The organism is Gordonia otitidis NBRC 100426, assembly GCF_000248075.1.
GTDB classification, from domain to species: Bacteria; Actinomycetota; Actinomycetes; order Mycobacteriales; family Mycobacteriaceae; genus Gordonia; species Gordonia otitidis.
The window spans coordinates 13,199-36,017 of record NZ_BAFB01000004.1; the positions used below are offsets into that span (position 1 = coordinate 13,199).

Here is a 22,819-nt window from a genome sequence, read left to right on the forward strand (position 1 = left end):
GTAGCCATCTCGCGCTCAGCGCGGTAGCCATCTCGCGCTCAGCGCGGTGACCACCCGAGCGCAGGGCCGAGGTGCTGTGCCATGTCGGTGATGATCTGCTCGTAATCCTCCGCGTCGAACGTGAACGGCAACGCGAAGGCAACCTCGGTGGCACGCTGGAATCCGGCGTGCGAGAACAACGTCTCGGCGAGTTGTGCCGAGCTACCGACGTAGTCGGGCGAGAACAACATCCCGCGCGGACCCTGCGGAGTGAGCGTGCGCTCGAAGCGGGCCGCCGCGTAGGCCTCGTACTTGCGTACCTGCTCAGGCGTCGCCGAGTCCGTCGGAATGACGACGAGACCCTGTGACACCCGCGCCGATGCCGGGTCGGCGAGGTTCGCCCGGTAGGCGTCGATGTGTTCGCCCTGGATCGTCGCGAAGTCGCGCGACGTCGTGCCCTCGGTGGTGACGACCGAGGAGGTGAGGTAGTTGAGGCCATTGCGCGCAGCCCATTTCGCCGATTCGAGACCGCCGCCGTACCAAACGCGATCGGCCAGTCCTGGCGACTGTGGCTGGACCTTGCGTGAGAACGTCTCGATACCGACAGTGCCCTCGAACGAACTGACCGGCTCGCCGCGCAGATGGGACAACAGTCGCAGCACGCGGTACTTGGAGAAGTCCTCGAGCTCGTGGGTATCCGGATAGAGAGCGGTCTTGAAATCGTCGTAACGCATCGGAGTGCCCACGGACACGCCGGGATTGACGCGGCCACCGGAAAGGAGATCGACGGTCGCGAGGTCTTCGGCGAGACGAAAAGGGTTCTCGAGTCCGAGCGGGATCACCGCGGTGCCGAGTTCGATCCGACTCGTGCGCATCGACGCTGCGGCGAGCATCGCGACGGGCGACGAGATTCCGAACTGCAGGTGCCGGTCGCGCAGCCAGACGCTGTCGAATCCGAGTTCCTCTGCCGTCTCGATGGTCCGTAGCGTCTCGAGATGGCCTGCCCTGGGATCGGCTTCATCGAAGCGTCCGATGGTGAGGAACCCCATCTTCTCCAACCGTTGACCCTCGCGTGGCATCGTCTCTCCGATCGTGCTCGTTCTCTCGTGACAGTGATACCCGCTCACGCGGGTCTACGCGTCATCGATCTCCCGCCGCACACGACGCCGGACCGATGAGCGGCGGTGACCGCGCCGGACTTTGGCTCATGGGCGTCGAAAAGTCGGCGTCGACGCGTCAGCTCCGTTACGGTGCCGGGAATGACCAGATGTGCGACGGCCGGGTCGCGCCCACGAGTACGCGTCGCCCCGACGTCGATTCTGCTCGCCTGCGCTCTCGCGATCGGCACCGCGACCCTGCTGTTCCCGGCAGCTGCGGGTGCAGCGACCAAGGACGTCTACGCCCTCGCCAACACCTGCGTACAGATCACTGATCGGACGGGCACCCAGGTGGGCGGCCGGTCGGCTCCGTTCACGGCCAAGGCCGCAGGTCTGGGCAGCTACCTGTTCTCCGGGCGGGACGGCCGACTGCTCACCGCGTCCGCGGTCGGCGCTCCGACACTCGTAGTTGGCGCGACTCCCCGCGCTCAATGGAACGTCACCGGCAGCGGGCGTGACTTCACGTTGAGACCCGCGGTCTCGGACAGCGGCGGCGCGCACAACGTCCGCCTCACTCCCGCGACAGGATGCCGGGCGTTCCCCGAACCCGAGATCGACGTGAGCGGTCCCGTCATGCGCGGCACCGATCCGCAGGGCAACCTCCGCGGTTTCGTCGATTCCCATGCACACCTGCTCTCCGAGCAGTTTCTCGGCGGAGAGCTGCACTGCGGCAAGCCGTTCGACCCGCTTGGGGTGACCGTCGCACTGCGCGACTGTCCCGACCACGACCCCGAGGGCATTCCGGCGGTGTCCGAACAGGTGCTGTCCCGTCCCGGCCCCCACGCAACCGACGGCTGGCCGACGCTGTCGCAGTGGCCGAGGTGGGACTCACTGACCCACGAGCAGACCTACTACCGCTGGATCGAGCGGTCATGGCGGTCAGGACTACGCATGATCCAGAACTACTACGTGCAGAACCGCGTCCTGTGCGAGAAGTACTGGCGCGGCGACCAGCCGTGCGACGAGATGGAATCGGTACGTATCCAACACAAGCTGCTCCACCAACTCGTCGACTACATCGACGCCCAGAACGGCGGCCCCGGAAAGGGTTTCCTCCGGATCGTGTCGTCGGCGGCTGATGCGAGACGCGTCATCGCCGACGGCAAGGTCGCGGTCACACTCGGTATCGAGATCTCCGAACCGTTCGGATGTCGGGAGGTCTCCGGACGCTCACTCTGCTCGCGTACCGACATCGACCGCGGTCTCGACGAACTGCGGTCCATGGGGATCCGTCAGGTGATCCTCACCCACAAGTTCGACAACGCGCTCGGCGGAACACGTTTCGATCAGGGCGTCACCGGCGCCGCGGTCAACACCGGCGAGCAGATCTCCACCGGCCACACCTGGCAGGTCGAGAACTGCCGCACCGAAGAGAAGGACAATCCGGTGCTCGGTTACCCGGCTGGGCAGCGTTGCAACGTCCGCGGCCTGACCGATCTCGGTGCGTACGCCGTCAACGGTCTCATCGCACGCCGCATGGCCGTCGACGTCGACCACTTCAGCGCGAAATCTGCCGAAGCCGTCCTCGACATCGCCGCCGGGCGCCACTACCCGGGAGTCATCTCGTCACACACCTGGACCGACCCGCACAATTACCGACGTATTCTCGATGCGGGCGGGATCGTCGGACTCTTCGCGACGCCTGCCGAGGCCAGGCCTGGCGAAAAGGGACGCCACGGCGATCTGCCGCCCGATTTCCTGTCGGCGTGGCGGGTTCTCCGCGCGCAACGCAGCCCCGACCACTTTTTCGGCGTCGGCTTCGGTCCGGACATGGGCGGACTCGGTGCGCAGGCACAGCCTCGACCGTCGGCGGCACGCAATCCGGTGCGGTATCCGTTCCGCGGCGCCGATGGGGTCACCGCGATCAGCAGGCAGGTCTCCGGACAGCGAGTGTTCGACGTGAATGTCGACGGCACCGCCCACTACGGTCTGCTCCCTGATTGGATCGAGAGTCTGCGCATCGAGGCAGGTCCCGTCGACGGACCGCGCGTCGTCGGCGATCTGTTCGCTGCGGCCGAGGCCTATACCCGTATGTGGGAACGAGTCGAGGCCTACCGTGGGTGACCGATCGAACACAGCACCCGACCCCGACACGATCGGTCGGCGAACGCTGCTGTCGTATGCGGCAGGCAGTGTCGGTACCGGCGGATTCGGCACGCTCCCGGGACTGGTACTTGCGTACTACCTGACCGATACCCTGTCCGTCGCGGCGACGGTGGCCTCGGTTGTCGTGGTCGCCCCGAAGATCATCGACGTGGTGGTCAATCCGCTCATCGGATCCCGCTCGGACGCCCGCGCGATACGTACCGGAAGTCGACGGGCGTTCATGTTGTTCGGCGCTCTAGCCCTTGTTCCGTTGTTCATCCTCATGTTCCTCGTGCCATCGGGCGCGTCACCTGCCCTCGCCGCGGTGTGGGTGTTCGTGTTCTTCACACTTGCCGCTATCGCCTACGGCTTCTTCCAGGTGCCCTACATAGCACTGCCCGCCGAGATCACCCACGATTACCACCAACGAACGCGCCTCATCACCACCCGGATTGCAGTACTGGCTCTCGCGATACTCCTGGTCGGTGCGGGCGGACCCGCGGTCCGCGACGCCGTGGGCGGTGGTCATCTGGGCTACGCGGTGATGGCTGTCGTTGCGGCACTTGTCCTCTGCGCGGGGATGGTCATCGCGACGTTCGGCGCAGCGCCGCGTAGCGGGGCCACGGACATCTCGACCCAGCAACCCCGCCATGCCCGACTGCGTGACGGGCTGACCGCGTTGAGCGAGGTACCCGACTTCAGACTCCTCGTCTCGCTCTTCGTCGTGCAGGCACTCGCGAGCGCGGTGATGCTCGGCGGCGCACAGTACGTCGCGATGTATCTGCTCGGCGATGCGTCGGCGCTGACGTACATGTTCGTCGCGCTTGTCGGACCGGCACTGATCGTGATGCCGCTCTGGTACCGGCTGGGCCGCCGACTCGGAAAGGTGGCCGGATTGATGCTTGCGTCGGCGTTGTTCGTCGTCGCAACCGCATCGTTGTCGATCGCGGTCTGGGCACCGGGATGGTGGATGCTCGTGTCCGTGGCCGTCGCCGGCATCGGATATGCGGGGATGCAGGCTTTCCCGCTGGCGATGCTGCCGGACATCATCGACACCGACAGACGTTCGACGGGCCACGATCGGGGAGGAGCGATGTCGGGCGTGTGGACCGCCTGCGAGACCGTCGGCCTTGCCCTGGGGCCTGGGGTGTTCCTGGTGATCCTGGCATTCGGCGGATTCGTGTCGTCGAGCGGTGATGCGACAGTCGCGCAACCGGACTCGGCGCTGACCGCCATCGCGCTCGCCTTCTCGGTGGTCCCTTCGCTTCTCGTCGCATGCAGCCTGCTACTCCTCCGCCACTATCGCGACCACACCACCGCCGGACTTCTCCCGGGCCGACCGACCGCAACCCGACACCTCGCACAGTGACCCGTAAGGACCGCCGCCGATGACTCCGCCCGACTCCCCCGCTCCCGGCACACCCGATCCCGTGGATATCCACCATCTGACGGAGCGAGCAGACGCAGCCCTGCAGGTCCTGGCAACGTACCGATCGGCGGACGCTCCGACGCACGGTGGGCGCGTACTGTCCTATGTCTACGACTCGGGGCTCGCCGTGCTCGATGAGGTCGCGGCGTCGGCGGCACGGATGGTCCAATCGGTCAACGGACTCGATCCGACGGTGTTCGGCTCGGTCGCCGCAATGGAACGCGACCTGATCGAATTCGGCCGCAGCGTTTTTCACGCTCCGGATGCCGTCGGTTCGGTGACGTCCGGCGGGACGGAGAGTTGCCTGCTCGCGGTGAAGACCGCCCGTGACCACGCAGGCGCGGCGCCCGGACAGGCGTCCATGGTCCTGCCGACGACCGCGCACGCGGCGTTTCTCAAGGCCGCCGAGCTGTTCGGCGTCGAAGCGATCCGGGTACCCGTGCCGACGCCGTCGACCGCGGTGCGCGCCGACGACATCGCCGGCGCCATTCGCGACGACACGATCCTCGTCGTCGCATCGGCACCGAATTATCCGACCGGAGTGCTCGATCCGATCACGGAGATCGCCGAGGTCACCAGCTCGCACGATCTCACATTTCACGTCGACGCATGCCTCGGAGGTTTCGCTCTGGCGTGGTGGGACGGGCTGCCGCCGTGGGACTTCCGAGTCGACGGAGTCACCAGCTTGTCGGCCGACCTGCACAAGTACGGCTACGCGCCCAAAGGATCGTCGATTCTGCTGCACCGTGATCGTGACCGGCACCGCGCCCAGTTCTTCTCGATCACTCGGTGGCCCGGCTATCCGATCGTGAACCCGACACTGCTGGGTTCGCGATCCGCCGCGGGGCTCGCGTCGGCATGGGCGGTCAGCCGGACACTGGGTGCCGACGGATATGCCGCACTCACCGCGCGCATCCGTCAGGCCTTCGATGCCGTCGTGGCGGCCATCGACGGCATCGACGGGCTGAGCGTGGTCGGCGCACCGTCGGGGCCTGTGCTCGCGGTGCGCACAGATCCCGACGCGGACGAGCCCGTCGACACCCACTTGTGGGGAGCAGCCGTCACCAACCGCGGCTTTGCGCTGCAGGCGCAACCGGCGTTCACGCAACCAGACGGCACCGAACTGCCGGCCACGACACACCTGACGATCACCCCGGTCACAGAGGCTGTGCTCGACGACCTCGTCCCGACACTGAGGAGCGCCGCCGACGAGGTCCGCGGTACACCGCCGCCACTGGCGCCGCCCGCACTGCGCGAGCTGGCAGCAGCGTTCGACAGCGGAGCCGTCACCGTCGAGCAAGCGCTCGGGTTACCCAGCGCCGCAGCGGAGGAGGTCCTGGTCTCAGCCGGAATCGATCCGCATCGGCACGGCGGCGCGGCGGACCTGGATATGCCCGCGATCATCGCCGCGGTCGAGTCGCTGCCGCGGGAGGTCACCGCATGCCTGCTCGCCGAATTCCTTGCCGCTTACTGCAATCCGTAGCTCGAACGGATCAGAACTCCTCGTAGGTCGCGGGGTCCTGATCATTGATACGGCCATCGGGGCGTCCCAGCGCGGTGATGGCGTCGATGTCGTCTCCGGACAAGGTCACCGACGGCGCCTCGAGATTTTCCACCTGCCGCTCGGGCGAGGAGGCCTTGGGCAGAGGCAGCGCGCCCCGTGCGACCTGCCACGCCAGCACGACCTGGCCCGGCGAGGCATCGACACGCTCGGCGATGCCGGTGATGACGGGGTTCGTCAGAAGGTCGTTGCCCCGTCCCAGCGGACTCCATGCTTCGGTGATGATGCCGTGCGCACGGTCGTAGGCGAGCGTCTCTTCTTGCGGGAAGTACGGGTGCAGTTCTATCTGATTGACAACGGGCATCACCGAGGTCTCGGCGTGCAGGCGATCGAGGTGCTCCGGCAGGAAGTTGCACACACCGATCTCGCGGACCAGTCCTCGACGTCGTGCTTCGATGAGCGCGGTCCACGCCTCGACGTACTTGTCGACCTTCGGATTGGGCCAGTGGATCAGATAGAGGTCGAGATGGTCGAGACCGGTGCGGTAGACACTCTCCTCGATCGTCGCCAGCGCTTCGTCATAGGCGTGATGGCGGCCGGGCAGTTTCGACGTCACGACCACCTTACCGCGATCGGTCGATGCGCGGCGGACCGCCCGGCCCACTGCCCCCTCGTTCTCGTAGTTGAAGGCCGAGTCGATGAGGGTGTAGCCGGTGTCGATGGCACGTGCGATGATCTCCGAGCCGTCAGAACCGTTGAGCTTGAACGTTCCGAAACCGATCGTCGGCAATTCGAACCCGTTGGCGGCGGTGAACACGTCAGGCATCTCGTCTCATCTCGTTTCGTGGCAATCTACTTCGCTGACAACACTCCAGAGTGGCGAAACACCGGCCGATGCGCCACCACAGTCCGACACAGTGCAGCGGAAGTGGCGCGCATTGAGTCGGCGACGTGTCAGTGGGAACGTGGGAGACGTGACCCTCACCTCGTTGCACGATGACACGCGGCATTCCTTCGCCAGCGACAACTACGCCGGAATCCACCCCGACGTCCTCGCGGCTCTGGCAACCGCGAACGGCGGACACCAACCGCCCTACGGCGCCGACGACTACACCCGCCGACTCGGCGACGTGGTCCGCGATCATTTCGGAGACACGGCCGAGGTGTATCCACTGTTCAACGGCACGGGCGCCAACGTCGTCGCGCTGTCGGCCGTGCTCCCCCGATGGGGAGCGGTCATTGCTCCGCTCAGTGCGCACATCAACACCTCCGAAGGGGCTGCACCCGAACGTCTTTCGGGAATCAAGGTGATCGGCGTGGACACCGCCGACGGCAAATTGACTCCCCCACAGATCGAGATGGAGGCACTTGCCCTCGGCGACGAGCAACTCGCGCAACCCCTCGCCGTGAGCATCACGCAGGTGACCGAACTCGGCACCCTGTATACGGCTGTGCAGATCGCTGAACTCTGCGAGACCGCGCATCGCCTCGGGATGGCCGTCCACGTCGACGGCTCACGACTCTGGAACGCCGCAGCCGCACTCCGACAACCCTTTCGGGAATTCCTGACCGACGTCGGCGTCGACATAGTGAGCCTCGGTGGCACGAAGAACGGAACCATGGCCGCCGAGGCCGTCGTCGTCATCGACCCGACCCGGGCGCCGGGGGCCGGGTTCCTCCGCAAGTCGACGACCCAGTTGTCGAGCAAGATGCGGTTCACCTCGGCACAGTTGCTCGCCCTGTTCGACGACGACCTCGGCATTCGCAACGCGACGCACTCGAACGCCATGGCGGCGCGGCTGCGCGCCGCGCTGGAGAGGGGAATCGCTGACGGTGCGCTGACCGGGCTCGCGTTGTCCCGGCGGACGGAGTCCAACACCGTCTTCGCGCGACTGCCCAACGAGACCGCCGACCGCATCCGCGAGAAAGTGCACTTCTACGACTGGGACCGAGGCGTGGGCGAGGTGCGCTGGATGACCGCCTGGGACACCACCGCCGACGACGTCGATCGATTCGTGGAGGCGATCCGCTGGGGATTCGCGCAGCGGTGAGCGCACCGTGAGAGGCCGCTTCCCGCCCGATACACCGGTCAACCTACCTGTCACAACCGTGCCTGCTGCCGCGTCGATGATGTGTGAACAGCTACGAAGAGAGAAATGGCATGGACGAGAGACGCCCCGACCTCACCATCGAATTCGAACGTGAACGATCGCGACTGGTGCGGCTGGCGGCACGCGTACTCGGCGACGACACCGAGGCACACGACGTGGTGCAGCAGGCGTGGTTGCGGATGAACTCGACGGACACCGTCATCGAAAACCTGCCCGCATGGCTGACGACAGTGACCAGCCGACTGTGCCTGGACCGGCTGCGCGCACGGGTTCCCGAGGCCGCGGAACCGACGGTGGACGAACGCTCCGACGACCCCGACCCGGCGGACACCGTGGCGCTCGCCGATTCCGTGGGACTCGCACTGACCATGGTGCTCGACCGCCTCACCCCTGCCGAGCGTGTGGCGTTTGTGATGCACGATTCCTTCGGCTTCGACTTCTCGACCATCGCGTCAGCACTCGACGTCACGCCGACCACAGCACGAAAACTCGCGTCACGCGCACGCGCCAAGGTCCGTCAGCCCACTCCTGACGATGCGCTCGCCGATTGGGAGATCGTCGACGCGTTCATGAATGCGGCTCGCGACGGTGATTTCGAGCGGCTGCTCGAGTTGTTGGCGCCAAACGCCGAGGTGCGGGCCGATGATGAGGCGATCGCAGCCGGCACCCCGGGCGCGATCGACGGCCGTCGCAGCATCGCGGAGTTCTTCAACGGCAGCGCCAGTGCTGCGCTGCCGGTCCTTGTTGACGAACGCCCGGCAGCGGCGTGGTTCCACCGCGGCGCCGCAGCCGTTGTGTTCGATTTCGAGCTGGTCGACGGTGACGTTGCCCGCATCACCTTCCGGGCCGACCCCGCACTTCTCTCGCGGGTTATCCGACGCGAACGGGACACGCCGCGAATCTGACCCCCGTCGCACCTCGGCCTCACGCGCCGGGTGCTCGGCAACCGCGTCACGTTTCCGGTCGCCGCGTCGTCAGCAATGTGTACCCCATCAGCAATCCGCGGCGGAGAACCGCTGTCGCGAAAACGAGGAGTAAGTCGATGAAGACCATGACCTGCATCCAGCTCGGAGGCCCCTGCGACCTGGCGCACCACGGTGCCACTGCGGACGAGATCATCAAGGCCCAGGATCAGCACCTGAAGGAAGCCGAGAAGCTCGGCGACGCCAGCCATCAGGAGGCGAGGGATGCGATGAAACGCCGGTGGCGCCACCCGCGGCAGTCACTGGGTTGGTACACGGGCATCAAGCAGACGTTTGCCGGACTACCCGAGGACTGATCACCGCGGGATCAGTCCAGCGTGTGAAATGCGCGATCCCGGTACACCATCGGTGCGGCCGCCGGGCCGAGCCGGGTCTCGATCACCTCGGCGAGCACCAACGTCGACGACCCGACGGCAACCGTCGAATCGATCACGCACCTCAGCGCCGCGTGCGCGTCCTCGAGAATCGGCTCACCCGAGTCGAATCGGGTCCAGCCCTGCTCCGGGGTGAATCGAGGCGCCCCCGGCTGCGCGAACGCCCGCGCAACGTCGACGTGGCGGGCGTCGAGCAGGCTGATCGCGATGCTGTTGGCCGACAGCACCGCCCCCGCGCTCCCCCGCGAACTGGTGACCGAGAACGAGACCGCGAACGGGTCGACCGCCACGGAGGCGAGGCTGGAGACCGTCAGACCAACCAGACCATCGGGACCGTCTGCGGCAACGATCGCGACCCCGGCGGGATGGAGACGAAACGCGGTGGTGAAGGCCGTACGTGCATCCACCGCGTCGGACAATGGCTGCATGCCGTCGACGATAAGACTTCAATGCGACTTGAAGTCCACGGGTTGCGACGGAGATCACCCGAAGCCGTGTGGGCGTCGACTCCCCCGGCCGTTGGCCGGGGTCTACGACCAACCGTCGGACTCCGACTACTCCAGGACGAATACCGGGATCTGGCGATCGGTCTTGGTCTGATATTCCGCATAATCGGGGAACGCGGCGACGGCGAGTTCCCACCAGTGCGCGCGTTCGTCGCCGTCGACCTCGCGTGCGGTCAGTTCGTACACCTTGTCACCATCCTGGGCTGTGACCTGCGGGTGGGCCTTCACGTTGTAGTACCAAGCGGGATGCTCCGGTGCGCCGCCCTTGGATGCCACCATCGCGTACTTGCCGTTTTCCTCCACCCGCATGAGTGGCGTGTACCGCTTCTTTCCCGACTTGGCACCGGTTGTGGTGAACAGGACGACCGGGCGATCTCCGACCTGAACGCCGTCGGTGGTGCCCTGCTCGAGGATCTTCTTCGTCTGGTCGCGTACCCACTCGCTCGGGCTCAGTTCTGGTTGTTCGCTCATGGATCGCACAACGCGCGAGATGCGACCGGGATTCCGGCGCCGACGCAACGTTTCGATCACGAGTGGTAGGCATGGAGTCAGACCCTTATGCGGAAGGACCAGTGACATGGCCATTGCCACCATCAACCCGGCGACCGGAGAGACCGTCCGGGAGTTCGATTCACTCACCGACGCACAGGTCGACGAAGCACTCGATCGTGCGGTACGCGGTTTCGCCGACTATCGCACGACCTCGTTCGAGCAACGAGCGGCCTGGCTTCACGCGACCGCCGATCTACTCGAGGCCGAGGCCGACAGCGTCGCAGCGATGATGACGGAGGAGATGGGTAAGACCCTCGCCTCGGCGAAAGCGGAAACTCTCAAATGCGCGAAGGGATTTCGTTACTACGCAGACCACGGAGCCGCGATGCTCGCCGACGAGGCCGCGGATGCCGACGCCGTCGGCGCAAGCCGCGCCTACATGCGGTATCAGCCACTCGGTGTGGTGCTGGCCGTCATGCCGTGGAATTTTCCACTCTGGCAGGCCGTCCGTTTCGCCGCGCCTGCCCTGATGGCGGGCAACGTCGGCATCCTCAAGCACGCATCGAACGTGCCACAGTCGGCGCTCTATCTCGAAGACGTGTTGCGCCGTGCGGGATTTCCCGACGGTTGTTTCCAGACTCTGTTGATCGGCTCGAGCAAGGTCGAGTCCATCCTGCGCGATCCGCGGGTCGCAGCCGCGACGCTGACCGGTAGCGAACCGGCGGGCAGATCGGTGGCTGCGATCGCCGGTGACGAGGTCAAGCACACGGTCCTCGAACTCGGGGGCAGTGATCCCTACATTGTGATGCCCAGCGCCGACATCGCGCAGGCGGCGAAGACCGCGGTGACCGCGCGCGTACAGAACAATGGCCAATCCTGTATCGCTGCAAAGCGATTCATCGTCCACACCGACGTCTACGACGAGTTCGTCGATGCCTTCACCGAGGGGTTCCGCTCGCTCGTCGTCGGGGATCCGACCGACGAAGCCACCGACGTCGGGCCACTCGCCACCGAACAGGGACGTACCGATCTCGAAGAACTCGTCGACGATGCAGTCGGTAAGGGTGCCAAAGTCCTCATCGGGGGCAGCCGAGTCGACCGGCCCGGTTGGTTCTTCGAGCCGACGATCCTCGCCGACATCACCGAGGAGATGGACATCTACTCGGCCGAGGCCTTCGGTCCTGTAGCCGCGTTGTACCGCGTCGAGAACATCGACGACGCCATCGCGATCGCCAACGACACCACGTTCGGTCTCGGTGGCAACGCGTGGACGACAGATGCGGCCGAGCAGGAGCAGTTCATCGATCGGATCGAGTCGGGCCAGGTGTTCATCAACGGCATGACCACCTCGTACCCCGAACTCGGATTCGGCGGGATCAAGCGATCAGGCTATGGACGCGAACTGACCTCGCACGGCATCCACGAGTTCTGCAACATCAAGACCGTCTGGATCGCCTGAGCGTCGACCGTGCCGGGGTGGCACCCCCCTCAACGGCTCAGCGGTAGGCACCGGTGCCGGCACAGTCACACGCCGGCACCGGTTGCTCCGGCCTCCGCCTGCTGTGGAGTGAAACCCTCGTACTCGAGTTGTTCCACGAGACCCGAGTGGCTGAACGCGCTCATCTCCAGGTACGCCTTGCCCTTGCGCACAGCCTGCGCCGTCCAGTCAGCGCCGCAGTTGTCGGCTGCGTAGGTGGCGTCGGCGGTGGAAAAGCCCTCGTATTCGAGTTGCTCCACCAGTCCGCTGTAGCTGAACCCGGACATCTCGAGGTACGCGTCGGCCTTCGCCAACGCATTGCGCTGTCCCGACGACGCGCCCGTCGGCGCCACATATGTTGACGTGGCGGCCGTGGCCTCTGCGGTCGTTTCCGGTGATGTCACTTCGACCTCGGAGGTGTCGGTGTCAGCTTCCGTCGGTGCGGGAGCCAGAGCCGAGGTGACAGTCGTGGTCGACGGTGTGACTGTCTCTGTGACGGTTGCCGTTGTCACTGCCGCAGCCTTTCGGGTCTCCTTGCACCCGCCGACCGTTCCGACGACGAGGACAGCGAGCAGTGACAGCGCAACACATGCGATCCATCTGGTCGACCGCGCCCGGCCACCACGTGCCTGCACAGGATCTGACTGGGTGAGACCTGCTTGCGAATGTCCTGCTTGCGTATGACCTGTCATGGCCGAGCCTCCGTATCGGATGAATGTGCACCCGCGTGCGGAGATCATCATGTCTCTCACATCTGACATTCCGGGCTTTGAGAGCCGAGAGGTGTCGTGCGTTCGACAGACACCGCGACCGATCGAGACGCCACGCAGCGCCATCGTGTCGATCCCCGATCGGACGCAGAGGCCCGTATGGCCGACCCGCGGCGACGAGCGATGAGATCGTAGGCTTGAGGTGTGGTTGATCTCGCATATGTCATCGCCGGTTCCGAAGCGACAGGCGGAGCAGGACTACAAGTCGATCTGAAGACCTTCCAAGAACTGGGCGTCTATGGGGTCGGCACGATCACCTGCATCGTGTCCTTCGATCCGAAGAACAACTGGGCGCATCGTTTCGTACCCGTCGAACCGCAGGTCATCGCCGACCAGATCGAAGCGGCCACGGCCACCCACGACCTCGACGTGGTCAAGGTCGGCATGCTCGGCACCCCCGCGACGATCGACGTTGTCGCCGACGCCCTCGCGGCCAGGCAGTGGCGGCAGGTCGTCGTCGATCCGGTCCTGATCTGCAAGGGCCAGGAACCCGGAGCGGCACTGGACACGGATACCGCGTTGCGCGAGAAGATCATTCCCCTCGCAACAGTCGTGACGCCCAACCTCTTCGAAGCGCAGATCCTGTCAGGAATGGACGAGATCACAAGTGTTGAAGAACTGGCAGAGGCGGCACGTCGAATCGCTGATCTCGGACCGAAATACGTGGTCGCCAAGGGCGGCGTCGAACTGCCCGGCGACGACGCCGTCGACGTGCTCTTCGACGGAACCGACATCACCGTCCTGGCCGCACCCAAAGTCGGAGCCGAGCGCGTGTCGGGTGCCGGCTGCACCCTGGCCGCAGCGATCACCGCAGAGCTGGCCAAGGGCGCAGAGATCGGCGATGCCGTCGCCTTCGCCAAGGAGTTCACGACGGCGGGCATCAACGGCCGCGTCTCGGCGAACACCCCATTCGACACCGTCTGGCAGGGCGCCTACGTCGACCAGCTCGCCGAGGACTGAGAGCCTCAGCTGCCCAGAGCTCCGTCAAGGATTGAGCCCACCACGACGGGAAGAGGCATAGCGGTGCGTCGCGGAATGTTGTGACGAGTACGCACCCGCCCCTTCTCATGGAGGTTCCGATGACCGAAAGCCTCTCCGCTCAGAGCGCACCGACCGAGAGTGACTTTGTCGACGCCTGGCACCGGTGGCACACAGCGCGTGAAATTGAGCTGGCCACACCCCTCGGGTGGCTCTCGATCAACCGCCTCGAATGGCTCGATACCGAGCCTGCCCGCTTCGACGGTCTGCCGGGACTCTGGTGGTTCGACGGCAGCACCGCCCACCTGCGCCCCGGCGACGCCGAAACGTTCGCCGCCCGTGACTTCGAGCTGCAGCCAACCGGTCCGGGCGAGGTGATCGAGGTCGACGGCGTTCACATCGAGGTTGTCCGGCGCGGCGACGGCTACCTGATCCGCGTGCACGACGCAGATGCACCGGCAGTCCGCGACTTTCACGGGGTGCCGGCGTATGCGCCCGATACGTCGTGGGTCGTCGAGGCGCGATTCGAACCATACGGGGAGCCACGGCCGGTGACGGTCGGCGCCGTCGCGGAGGGCTTGGCGCACGTGTACGTCTCCCCCGGTGAACTGGTCTTCGACTGGGACGGAAACCAGCGCCGACTCGTCGCTTTCAACGGCAAGCAGCGTGGATTGAGCGTTCTGTTCACCGATGCCACCTCGGGGATCACCACCTACGCGGCGAATCGAAGCGTGGCCGTCGAAGCATCCGACGACGTCCTCCGCCACGGAGGACGAGTGGTACTCGACTTCAACCGAGCCGTCAACCTGCCGTGCGCGTTCATCGACTTCGCGACCTGCCCGCTGCCACCGGCGGGCAATCACCTGGACTTCGACGTGACTGCAGGTGAGAAGACGCCGTACGAACGCGAAACTCAGTAGAGCCAGGCCCGATAGGCCTCGTCACCGAACTCTTCGTCAGGTACGTCGTCGAGGCCCTCCAGTACTTGTTTGGCAAGCCTCGCGGTGCTTGGCACGCTCTCGGGTTGCCACGTCTCCGGCTTCCAGAGTTCCGATCTGAGAAACGCTTTGGAGCAGTGGAAGAACACTTCTTCGACGGCGACCTCGACCGCGAGGATCGGCCGCTTACCCCGGACGGCCAGCTGATCGAAGTACGGGCCGTCGTCGACGATGCGCGCCGAGCCGTTGACCCTGAGGGTGTCGCCTCTGCCGGGAATCACGGCGATCGCACCCACGTGCGGGTTGGTGAGGATGTTCTCGTAACCGTCCACCCGTCGGTTGCCCGGCCGTTCAGGGATGGCGATGGTGCGAGCGTCGATGACGTGCACCACTTTTCCTGCGGGATCGCCTTTGGGCGAGACGTCGACGCGGCCGGAACAATCGGAGGTGGCCAGGAACAGCATCGGTGTCGCGACAAGCCAGTCGACGTGGGCTTGCAGGAGCTGCGACCGGACCTTGTTGGCGATGATCTCCGCGGGATGCCCGACGACGTCCCTCAATTGCTCTGACGTGGTGATCCGCATACCTCCATGATGCCGACTCAACCGGCGGCGACGGTCGGCAGTCCAGGTCGAGTTGAATTCCGGCTGAGGTGCGTCGCGCGCTGATGGTTCCGCCGTGCGCTTCCTCCGACGACACTCCGTCGCCTTCATCGGTAAGACACCACGAGAGGTGCGTGGTCGGACAGACGCTGCTCGGGCGAGGGTTCTTTGTCCACGGCGACCGACACGGCGCGACGAGCCAGACCGGGGGTAGCGAGTTGGTGGTCGACGCGCCAGCCGACGTCCTTGGTGAACGACTCCCCCGCCCAGCTCCACCAGGTCAGTGGTCCTGGCCGGTCGCCGTACACCTGCCGCACGACGTCGACCAGTCGACGACGGCCCAGGACGGAATCGAACCATGCGCGGTCTTCGGGGAGGAAGCCGTCCATCGGTCTCGCTGCTCTCCAGTTGGTCACGTCGAACTCAGTGTGCGCGATGTTCAGATCACCGACGAGTAGGAACTCGCGACCCTTCCGCATCGCAGCCAGGCGATTCCGGTTCACCTCTCGACCGAAACCCGCCAGAAAGCGTTGTTTGCGTTCGTACTTCGCGCCACCGTCCGGTGCGTCGCGCATGGCTCCGGGACGCTGCCGGTGTGCCGGGAGTCCACCCTTCGGCAGGTAGATGCAGGCGATGGTGACCGGACGATCGGACAGATCCACTTCGACGTATCGCCCCTGCGTGGCGAACTCGGAGAGTCCACGGGCGCGCGGCGGATGCGACACCCAGGTACGCGCCGCTGTCGGGCTCGTCCTGGTCAGAATCGCGACGCCGTTGCGGCCGGCCACCGATCCTACGTCGGCGGCGACCGCGTACCCGGGAAACTCACCCAGTTCTGATGCAGGGCAACGTAATTCTTGGAGTGCAACGACGTCGGGCGCGCGTTCGGCGAGCCAGCGATCGAATCCTCGACGACGCGCCGCCCGAATCCCATTGACGTTGAAGGTAGCAACCGTGAAGGGTTCGGGGTCGGCAGGACGCATACCGAACACTGTGCCCGACAGCGGCGAGTCGCCCGCAGGTACCCGTATCAGATGCCGAACGGCTTCGCGTAGTGGATGAGGCCGCTCGGCAGGGGCTGATCGTCGAGGCTCATGGCCATCAGCGCGTCGTCGGGGACGTCGACGTTGAGGGTGATCCCATGGCTGGACGCCCGCGTGAAGCCGAACCGGGGGTAGTAATCCGGATGTCCCATCACGGTGACGAAGTGTTCGCCCTGAGCCGCAGCAGCCGACAGCACTGCGCGAATGGCCGCCGATCCCGCCCCGGTTCTCTGATGTTCGGGTAGCACAGCACACGGCGCGAGACACAAAGCGGGCGTCGTTCCGATGTGGCAGCGGGTCAGCAGCGCCTGACCGACGACCGCGCCGGCGTCGTCGGTGGCGACATACGACAGACCGTCGATCCAGGCATCGGGATCGGCCCGCAGGGCGTCGACGAGGTCGGCTTCCTCCGCGGTGTCGAAGGCGGAGAGGACGACATGGCGGATCGCGTCGATGTCGGCGTTCGTCTCGGGGCGGGTGGTCCAGCGGCTCTTTGTCGATGAGTCTTTCATCGCGATCCTTTCGGTCAGACATAGCTCGATGGATGACATCTGTTGCTGTGGAGTCGACCGACTCCTGCGCCAGGTCACTTGCACGTCACAGCTCTGCGACTCGTCCATCCTCGACGCGCCAGCGTGTGTCAAGGCGAACGCCGTCGATCATCCGCCGATCGTGGGTGACGAGCAGCACCGCACCGTCGAAGGACTCGAGTGCCGATTCGAGCTGTTCGATCGCGGGGAGATCGAGGTGGTTGGTCGGTTCGTCGAGCACGAGCACGTTGACTCCTCGCGCTTGCAGCAACGCCAGTGCCGCACGAGTCCGTTCGCCCGGCGACAGGTCGGCGACCGGTCGGTCGACGTGATCGGCGCGCAGCCCGAATTTGGCCAACAGCGTGCGCACCTCGGCTGTCGTGAACTCCGGCACGAGTTGTTCGAAGCGCTCGGCGAGTAGCTGCGGTCCGGCGAATTGACCACGCGCCTGGTCGATTTCGCCGATCGCGACACTCGCGCCGAGCTGTGCGGTGCCCTCGTCGGGCACGATGCGACCGGTCAACACACCGAGCAGCGTCGACTTTCCCGCGCCGTTCGGTCCGGTGATGCCGATGCGCTGACCGGCGTTCACCTGAAGCGAGACGGGGCCCAGAGTGAAGTCGCCGCGTCGCACCACCGCATTGGTGAGTGTCGCGACCACCGAACTCGATCGGGGGGCTGAGCCGATGGTGAACTCGAGCACCCATTCCTTGCGGGGCTCGGCGACCTCGTCGAGGCGAGCGATCCGGCTCTCCATCTGACGTACCTTCTGCGCCTGTTTCTCGCTGGATTCGCTTGCCGCTCTGCGTCGGATCTTGTCGTTGTCGGGCGCCTTGCGAATCGCGTTGCGCACGCCATGACTCGACCATTCCCGCTGAGTACGCGCTCGCGCCACGAGATCTGCCTTCTTCTCGGCGAACTCCTCATACTCCGCGCGACGATGCTGTCGGGCGATCTCCCGCTCCTTCAGGTAGCTTTCGTATCCGCCGTTGTAGACCGTGTTGGTGTGCTGGACGAAATCCAGTTCGACGATCCGAGTCGCGCTGCGCGCCATGAACTCTCGATCGTGACTGACAAGCACGACGCCTCCGCGCATACCGGCGACGACGTCTTCGAGGCGGGAGAGTCCGTCGAGGTCGAGGTCATTGGTCGGTTCGTCGAGCAGCACGACGTCGAATCGTGAGCACAGCAGTGCCGCCAGTCCGACCCGTGCGGCCTGCCCACCGGAAAGGCCAGTCATCAGTGCAGAGCCCGCAGCGACGTCGCCCGCCGGCAGCCCGAGGTCGGCAAGAACTGCGGGCAGACGTTCGTCGAGGTCCGCGGCGCCACAGGCGAGCCAGCGATCAAGGGCGGTCGCGTAGGCGTCGGCCGGGTCGTCGGGCCCTGAGTGGTCGTCGTCGCCGAGGGCGGCCGCCGCAGCCTCCATCGCCTGCGTCGCGGCGGCACAGCCTGTTCGGCGTGCGACGTACTGCGCGACCGTCTCGCCCTGCACGCGTTCGTGTTCCTGCGGCAACCAGCCGACGAAGGCATCAGCCGGGGCGCGGGTCACAGTGCCTTCCAACGGTGCGAGCTCACCCGCGAGGATGCGCAGCAACGTCGACTTGCCCGCGCCGTTGGCCCCGAGTACCCCGACCACGTCGCCTGGTGCGACCGTCAGATCGAGGTGATCGAACAGCACCCGATGTGCATATCCACCGGCGATGTCCTTGGCGACGAGCGAGGCTGTCATGCCTCACATGGTCCCATTCACGGCTGCCGGGCACTGCTGGGGAGTCGTGCGTGCAACTCTCCGCCACCCGATGGATCATGCAGTCACCGATCACAGGACCTGCGAGAGAAAGGCCTTCAAGCGATCGGATCTCGCGTCGGTGAACAGTTGATCCGGCGTACCGGTCTCCACCACCTCGCCGTGATCCATGAAGACCACGTTGTCGGCCACGGTGCGTGCGAACCCCATCTCGTGGGTCACCACCACCATCGTCATGCCCTGCCCGGCGAGTTCGGTCATCAGCGCCAGGATGCCCTTCACCAGTTCCGGGTCGAGTGCTGAGGTGGCCTCGTCGAAGAACATGACCTGCGGCGCCATGGCCAGAGCGCGCGCGATCGCGACCCGCTGTTGCTGACCGCCGGAGAGGTTGGCCGGACGTACGTCGGCCTTTGCGCGCAGCCCCACGACGTCAAGCTCATCGATCGCACGTGCTCTGGCCTCGTCCTTGGACAAACCCAGCAGTCTGCGCGGTCCGAGTGCCACATTGTCGGCCACACTCATGTGGGGGAACAAGTTGAAGTGCTGGAAGACCATGCCGATGCGTCGGCGCAGTTCGTCGGGATTGTCTTTCAGGACCGATCGGCCGTCGAGCAGGATGTCCCCGCTGTCGGGCTCGTGCAGTCGGTTCAGGACCCGCAGCAGCGTCGACTTTCCTGAGCCGGACGGACCGATGACCGTCGTCGTGCTTCCGGCACCCACATCGAGACTGATGCCACGGAGCACGTGATTCTTGCCGAACGAGAGGTGTAGGTCTTTCCCTGTGAGAGAAACCGCGTCGCGGTGTTGTGTCGCGGCGGCACTCGAAGTGTCAGTTACGTCGGCCATGTCAGCTCTCCTGAAGGGTGCTCGCCGAGACCGGCGGCGTACTCTCGTCGATCTGTTTGCCGGTGCGCAGGCGATTGTCGACGTAGTTGACGAAGTGGGTCAGCGGAATGGTCAGACACAGGTACACGATGCCCGCGGCAACCAGTGGCGACAGATTCCCGGTCTGCGCGTTGAGATCTCGGCCGACCGCGAAGAGCTCGCGTTGGCTGGCCAGAAGACCGAGGAAATAGATCAGCGAGCTGTCCTTGATGAGACTGATGAACTGATTGACCAGGGCAGGTAGGACCCGACGTACGCCCTGCGGGACGACGACCAATCGCATCGACTCACGGTAGGAGAATCCGATGGCGCGCGATGCCTCCAATTGTCCGGCGTCGACGCTCTGAATGCCCGAGCGGAAGATCTCTCCGATATAGGCGGCCGCGAGCAGGCCGAGCGCGAAAGCGCCCAACCAGTACGGGTTGTTGCCCGTCAGATTCTTGACCACCGGCCCTATCCCGAGACCCACGACCAGAATCACCACCACGGCGGGCAGCCCTCGGAAGATGTCGGTGTAGATGCGGGCGGGCCAGCGCAGCCAGCGGGATCGGGAGATCCCGGCGACGGCCAGTAGCATGCCGAGCACGATGCCGATCAGACCGGAAACCACCGACAGGATCAGCGTATTCGGCAGCCCCGTCTTGATCAGATCGGGGAACGCCTGCTTGTAGAGATCCCAGTCGAAGAACGTCGAGCGTAGTTGCGCGAGTGTGCTCTTCGGCTTCTCCGACGCACTCTCGTCGGGCTTCTTCGCCGCATTCTGCTTGGCGATGGCCGCGAAGTCGGGCAGCTGCGGCGCCGGTGCCGCCTTGCTTCCCGGCTTCCACCCCTTGGGCAGTTCGCGGGGCACCCAGTCGGAGTAGAGCTTGGCGTAGGTGCCGTCGGCGATGACGGCGTCGAGACCCGAGTTGAGGGCGGCCACCAGTTTCGGCTTGTCGGGTGCTACCGCCCACGCGACGAAGTTGTTGACGCTGAAGGTGTTTTCGATGATGGCGGTGCCGTCGCCTGGCTTGACGGCGCCCTCGGCCTGCTGCGACGGCGCGACCCACGCATCGATCTGGCCGCTCTTGAGGTTCGCGTATGCCGTGGCATAGTCGGGAAACTTGACGGGCTCCAGGTGCAGGGTGTTGACGACGTAATCGTCTTGCACCGTGCCCTGGACGACGCCGATTCGGGTGTTCTGACCCAGACTGCCGAAGCCCTTGATGCTGCCTCCGGTCGGCGCGACCAGCGAGAAGTATCCGAAGTCGTATCCGTTGGTGAACGCGACAGTCCTGCGTCGCTCGTCCGTGGTCGTGATCGACGACGACCCGACGTCGAAACGATGGTTGGCGACCTGGGCGAGCAGCCCGGAGAACTCGGTACCCGAGAACTCGATCCGGAGACCGAGTTTCGCGGCGATCGCTCTGAGCAGTTCATTGTCGAACCCGGTGAACGTGCCCTTGCCGTTCACGCAGATGCTGGGTCCGGCATCCGAGAGTGTGCCCACCGAGATCACGCCGGGCGTGCCCAGTCCCAGATCGTTGACGTTGATCTGATCCACTGGCGTGGTATCGGCAGTGGTGTATCGGTCCTCGCCGCCCTGCTCGGCGGCAGCGAGGTTGGTGGGTGCCGCCGACGCCGAATTCTGGCCCGGCGGTGAACAATTGTCGGCGGGCGCAGCCGACGCCAACGGCACGGGACTCATTGCGGCTGTCATCAACGCGACGAGTGCCACGACCACTCCGAGGACGGATAGTCGGGCGGCTCGTGTCGTCGACTGCGTGGGTGCAGAACTCGTACGGCTCACCGGAGAACACTAGCCAGACAAGCGAGCGAAATCCCAAACGTTCGGCTCACGGTGAATGTAGAGGTGGTTCACGTCGCTGCTGATGACCGGTGACGCGGTTACGCAGTGTGCGTGCCGACGTTGATCACCCGACCGTCCGACCCCCGGTAGAAGAATCGGGTGACACCCCAGGGTTCGTCGGTGAGCGGGTGCACGATCTCGAGTCCCGCAGCCCTCGCGTTCGCGAACGCCTCGCGAACGTCGTCGACGAAAACCGACACGTCGGGGTTCACCGGCGCGGACGCGTCTTCGGTCATGACGCTGAGCTGATGCCCGTCGTCGTCTCCCAGGGTCACGATCCAGCCGTGATCCATGAGGACACGCAGCCCGAGCACCTCGGAGTGCTCTGCCACGGATCGGCGGAGATCAGCGACGGTTAGATTGGGAACCACTCGATCAACACGCATGCGTCCACTCTCCCATCGAGCTCTTTCTCATCACCTCATCTCACGGACTCGACGGAGGGGCCGCCGCTCGGGTGCGGCAATGAACCCGTCGAGCGTCGTTGCCACGAAATAGACGATTCTGCGCATCGGACGATGGTCCCTTGGGCGACGCCGTCGCAGCCGAAGCACCATGAGAACCGCTGCGACACTGCCCTAACGTTGAGCCGTGGACACGAACAAGCCGGTGGCGCTGGTGACCGGCGCGACGTCGGGGATAGGCCTCGGCATTGCCCGCCATCTGGTGCAGGCCGGTTACCACGTGATACTGCACTCGCGGTCGTCGGTCGACGCAGGGCGGGCACTGGCTGCCGAACTGGTCGACGCCACGTATCTGCAGGCAGATCTTGCGGACGACGAGCAGCGGGGTCGGCTCGTCGACGAGAGCATCCGTGTCGCCGGACGCATAGACGTATTGGTCAACAATGCAGGTATCAGCTCGGTGATACCGCATGCAGATCTGCAGGCAGCGTCGGCTCAGGTCTGGCGAGAGATGTTCGAAGTGAACGCGATTGCCCCTTTTCGGCTGGTAGCCGAGGCCGAACCCCATCTACGCGCGGCAGCCGAGGACGGGCGACCGGCAGCCGTGGTGAACATCGCGTCCCACGCGGGAGTACGGCCGAAGGGAGCGTCGATCCCCTACGCGGCGAGCAAAGCTGCACTGATCCATACGACCCGACTTCTGGCGCTGACACTCGCGCCTGACATCCGGGTCAACGCCGTCGCGCCCGGTCTCGTCGATACTCCGCTCACCGCGGAGTGGACCGACAGTCACACGCTGTGGCGTGAGCGGTCGCCCATGGGCAGACCGGCAGGCGTCGACGATGTCGCGAAAACCACTTTGGCGCTGATCGACTCGGACTACATCACCGGCGAGTGCGTGGTACTCGACGGCGGACTCGGCCTGACCTGATCCGCTACACGGGCCCTAGATCCGGATTCGGTTCTGCGTAGCGTGAGT

Annotated in this window: 22 protein-coding genes; 10 read left to right on the plus strand and 12 right to left on the minus strand. The window is 65.4% G+C overall.

The window, feature by feature from the left end:
- Window positions 1–38: 38 nt before the first annotated feature.
- A complete protein-coding gene (locus GOOTI_RS00350; RefSeq protein WP_007236559.1) occupies window positions 39–1,058 on the minus strand; it encodes an LLM class flavin-dependent oxidoreductase in 1,020 nt (339 codons plus the stop codon).
- A 180-nt stretch (window positions 1,059–1,238) separates the two neighbouring features.
- On the opposite strand from GOOTI_RS00350, the gene GOOTI_RS00355 reads away from it, so the two are divergent.
- From GOOTI_RS00355 to GOOTI_RS00365, 3 genes are read left to right on the plus strand one after another with little or no spacing between them, the layout of a single operon-like run.
- Window positions 1,239–3,200: an amidohydrolase family protein gene (locus GOOTI_RS00355; protein ID WP_007236560.1), complete on the plus strand. Its 1,962-nt coding sequence runs from the start codon at window positions 1,239–1,241 to the stop codon at window positions 3,198–3,200.
- Window positions 3,193–4,590 carry an MFS transporter gene (locus GOOTI_RS00360; protein ID WP_007236561.1) on the plus strand — a complete coding sequence of 466 codons (1,398 nt, stop codon included), beginning with the start codon at window positions 3,193–3,195 and terminating at the stop codon, window positions 4,588–4,590. The genes GOOTI_RS00355 and GOOTI_RS00360 overlap by 8 nt, the downstream gene beginning before the upstream one ends.
- A gap of 19 nt (window positions 4,591–4,609) precedes the next feature.
- Window positions 4,610–6,133, plus strand: a complete 1,524-nt coding sequence (locus tag GOOTI_RS00365; protein WP_007236562.1) for a pyridoxal phosphate-dependent decarboxylase family protein — start codon at window positions 4,610–4,612, stop codon at window positions 6,131–6,133.
- 10 nt (window positions 6,134–6,143) lie between these two features.
- Here GOOTI_RS00365 and GOOTI_RS00370 read toward each other — a convergent pair whose 3' ends face one another.
- Window positions 6,144–6,977 carry an aldo/keto reductase gene (locus tag GOOTI_RS00370; protein WP_007236563.1) on the minus strand — a complete coding sequence of 278 codons (834 nt, stop codon included), beginning with the start codon at window positions 6,975–6,977 and terminating at the stop codon, window positions 6,144–6,146.
- 148 nt (window positions 6,978–7,125) lie between these two features.
- Here GOOTI_RS00370 and GOOTI_RS00375 point away from each other — a divergent pair, with 148 nt between their 5' ends.
- From GOOTI_RS00375 to GOOTI_RS00385, 3 genes are all read left to right on the plus strand, one after another.
- On the plus strand, window positions 7,126–8,202 hold the full coding sequence (locus GOOTI_RS00375; protein ID WP_007236564.1) for a threonine aldolase family protein: 1,077 nt from the start codon (window positions 7,126–7,128) through the stop codon (window positions 8,200–8,202).
- A gap of 110 nt (window positions 8,203–8,312) precedes the next feature.
- Window positions 8,313–9,167, plus strand: coding sequence for a sigma-70 family RNA polymerase sigma factor (locus GOOTI_RS00380; protein WP_007236565.1), 855 nt, complete (start codon window positions 8,313–8,315; stop codon window positions 9,165–9,167).
- A 137-nt stretch (window positions 9,168–9,304) separates the two neighbouring features.
- Window positions 9,305–9,541: a hypothetical protein gene (locus GOOTI_RS00385; RefSeq protein ID WP_007236566.1), complete on the plus strand. Its 237-nt coding sequence runs from the start codon at window positions 9,305–9,307 to the stop codon at window positions 9,539–9,541.
- Between the two features lie 11 nt (window positions 9,542–9,552).
- Here the strand turns inward: GOOTI_RS00385 and GOOTI_RS00390 are convergent, their stop codons facing one another.
- Window positions 9,553–10,047: a flavin reductase family protein gene (locus GOOTI_RS00390; protein ID WP_007236567.1), complete on the minus strand. Its 495-nt coding sequence runs from the start codon at window positions 10,045–10,047 to the stop codon at window positions 9,553–9,555.
- A 126-nt stretch (window positions 10,048–10,173) separates the two neighbouring features.
- Window positions 10,174–10,596 carry a nitroreductase family deazaflavin-dependent oxidoreductase gene (locus tag GOOTI_RS00395; RefSeq protein ID WP_007236568.1) on the minus strand — a complete coding sequence of 141 codons (423 nt, stop codon included), beginning with the start codon at window positions 10,594–10,596 and terminating at the stop codon, window positions 10,174–10,176.
- A 106-nt stretch (window positions 10,597–10,702) separates the two neighbouring features.
- On the opposite strand from GOOTI_RS00395, the gene GOOTI_RS00400 reads away from it, so the two are divergent.
- Complete coding sequence (locus tag GOOTI_RS00400; RefSeq protein WP_007236569.1) at window positions 10,703–12,076, plus strand: NADP-dependent succinic semialdehyde dehydrogenase; 1,374 nt, start codon at window positions 10,703–10,705, stop codon at window positions 12,074–12,076.
- A 65-nt stretch (window positions 12,077–12,141) separates the two neighbouring features.
- On the opposite strand, the gene GOOTI_RS00405 is transcribed toward GOOTI_RS00400, so the two are convergent.
- Window positions 12,142–12,786, minus strand: a complete 645-nt coding sequence (locus GOOTI_RS00405) for an Ltp family lipoprotein (protein ID WP_083835799.1) — start codon at window positions 12,784–12,786, stop codon at window positions 12,142–12,144.
- 222 nt (window positions 12,787–13,008) lie between these two features.
- On the opposite strand from GOOTI_RS00405, the gene thiD reads away from it, so the two are divergent.
- Together thiD and GOOTI_RS00415 are read left to right on the plus strand one after the other, a co-directional pair.
- Complete coding sequence (thiD, locus tag GOOTI_RS00410; protein WP_007236571.1) at window positions 13,009–13,824, plus strand: bifunctional hydroxymethylpyrimidine kinase/phosphomethylpyrimidine kinase; 816 nt, start codon at window positions 13,009–13,011, stop codon at window positions 13,822–13,824.
- A gap of 119 nt (window positions 13,825–13,943) precedes the next feature.
- Window positions 13,944–14,762, plus strand: coding sequence for a DUF1684 domain-containing protein (locus GOOTI_RS00415; RefSeq protein ID WP_007236572.1), 819 nt, complete (start codon window positions 13,944–13,946; stop codon window positions 14,760–14,762).
- Here GOOTI_RS00415 and GOOTI_RS00420 read toward each other — a convergent pair.
- From GOOTI_RS00420 to GOOTI_RS00450, 7 genes are all read right to left on the minus strand, one after another.
- Complete coding sequence (locus tag GOOTI_RS00420; RefSeq protein ID WP_007236573.1) at window positions 14,756–15,364, minus strand: MSMEG_1061 family FMN-dependent PPOX-type flavoprotein; 609 nt, start codon at window positions 15,362–15,364, stop codon at window positions 14,756–14,758. The two genes, GOOTI_RS00415 and GOOTI_RS00420, sit on opposite strands and share 7 nt — an antisense overlap.
- 125 nt (window positions 15,365–15,489) lie before the next feature.
- On the minus strand, window positions 15,490–16,365 hold the full coding sequence (locus GOOTI_RS00425; protein WP_039993004.1) for an exodeoxyribonuclease III: 876 nt from the start codon (window positions 16,363–16,365) through the stop codon (window positions 15,490–15,492).
- 47 nt (window positions 16,366–16,412) lie between these two features.
- The gene (locus GOOTI_RS00430; protein WP_007236575.1) at window positions 16,413–16,937 is read right to left on the minus strand and encodes a GNAT family N-acetyltransferase; all 525 of its coding nucleotides are present in this window, start codon (window positions 16,935–16,937) and stop codon (window positions 16,413–16,415) included.
- 85 nt (window positions 16,938–17,022) lie between these two features.
- Entirely contained in the window at window positions 17,023–18,684 is a 1,662-nt protein-coding gene (locus GOOTI_RS00435) for an ABC-F family ATP-binding cassette domain-containing protein (RefSeq protein ID WP_007236576.1), read from the minus strand.
- Between the two features lie 90 nt (window positions 18,685–18,774).
- A complete protein-coding gene (locus tag GOOTI_RS00440; RefSeq protein ID WP_007236577.1) occupies window positions 18,775–19,548 on the minus strand; it encodes an amino acid ABC transporter ATP-binding protein in 774 nt (257 codons plus the stop codon).
- 1 nt (window position 19,549) lies between these two features.
- Window positions 19,550–21,286 (minus strand): ABC transporter substrate-binding protein/permease, encoded by a 1,737-nt coding sequence (locus tag GOOTI_RS00445; protein ID WP_233425384.1) that lies wholly within the window; start codon window positions 21,284–21,286, stop codon window positions 19,550–19,552.
- Window positions 21,287–21,474: 188 nt separating this feature from the next.
- Window positions 21,475–21,822 (minus strand): VOC family protein, encoded by a 348-nt coding sequence (locus GOOTI_RS00450; RefSeq protein WP_007236579.1) that lies wholly within the window; start codon window positions 21,820–21,822, stop codon window positions 21,475–21,477.
- A gap of 205 nt (window positions 21,823–22,027) precedes the next feature.
- Here GOOTI_RS00450 and GOOTI_RS00455 point away from each other — a divergent pair, with 205 nt between their 5' ends.
- Window positions 22,028–22,771 carry an SDR family NAD(P)-dependent oxidoreductase gene (locus tag GOOTI_RS00455; protein WP_007236580.1) on the plus strand — a complete coding sequence of 248 codons (744 nt, stop codon included), beginning with the start codon at window positions 22,028–22,030 and terminating at the stop codon, window positions 22,769–22,771.
- Window positions 22,772–22,819: the final 48 nt, after the last annotated feature.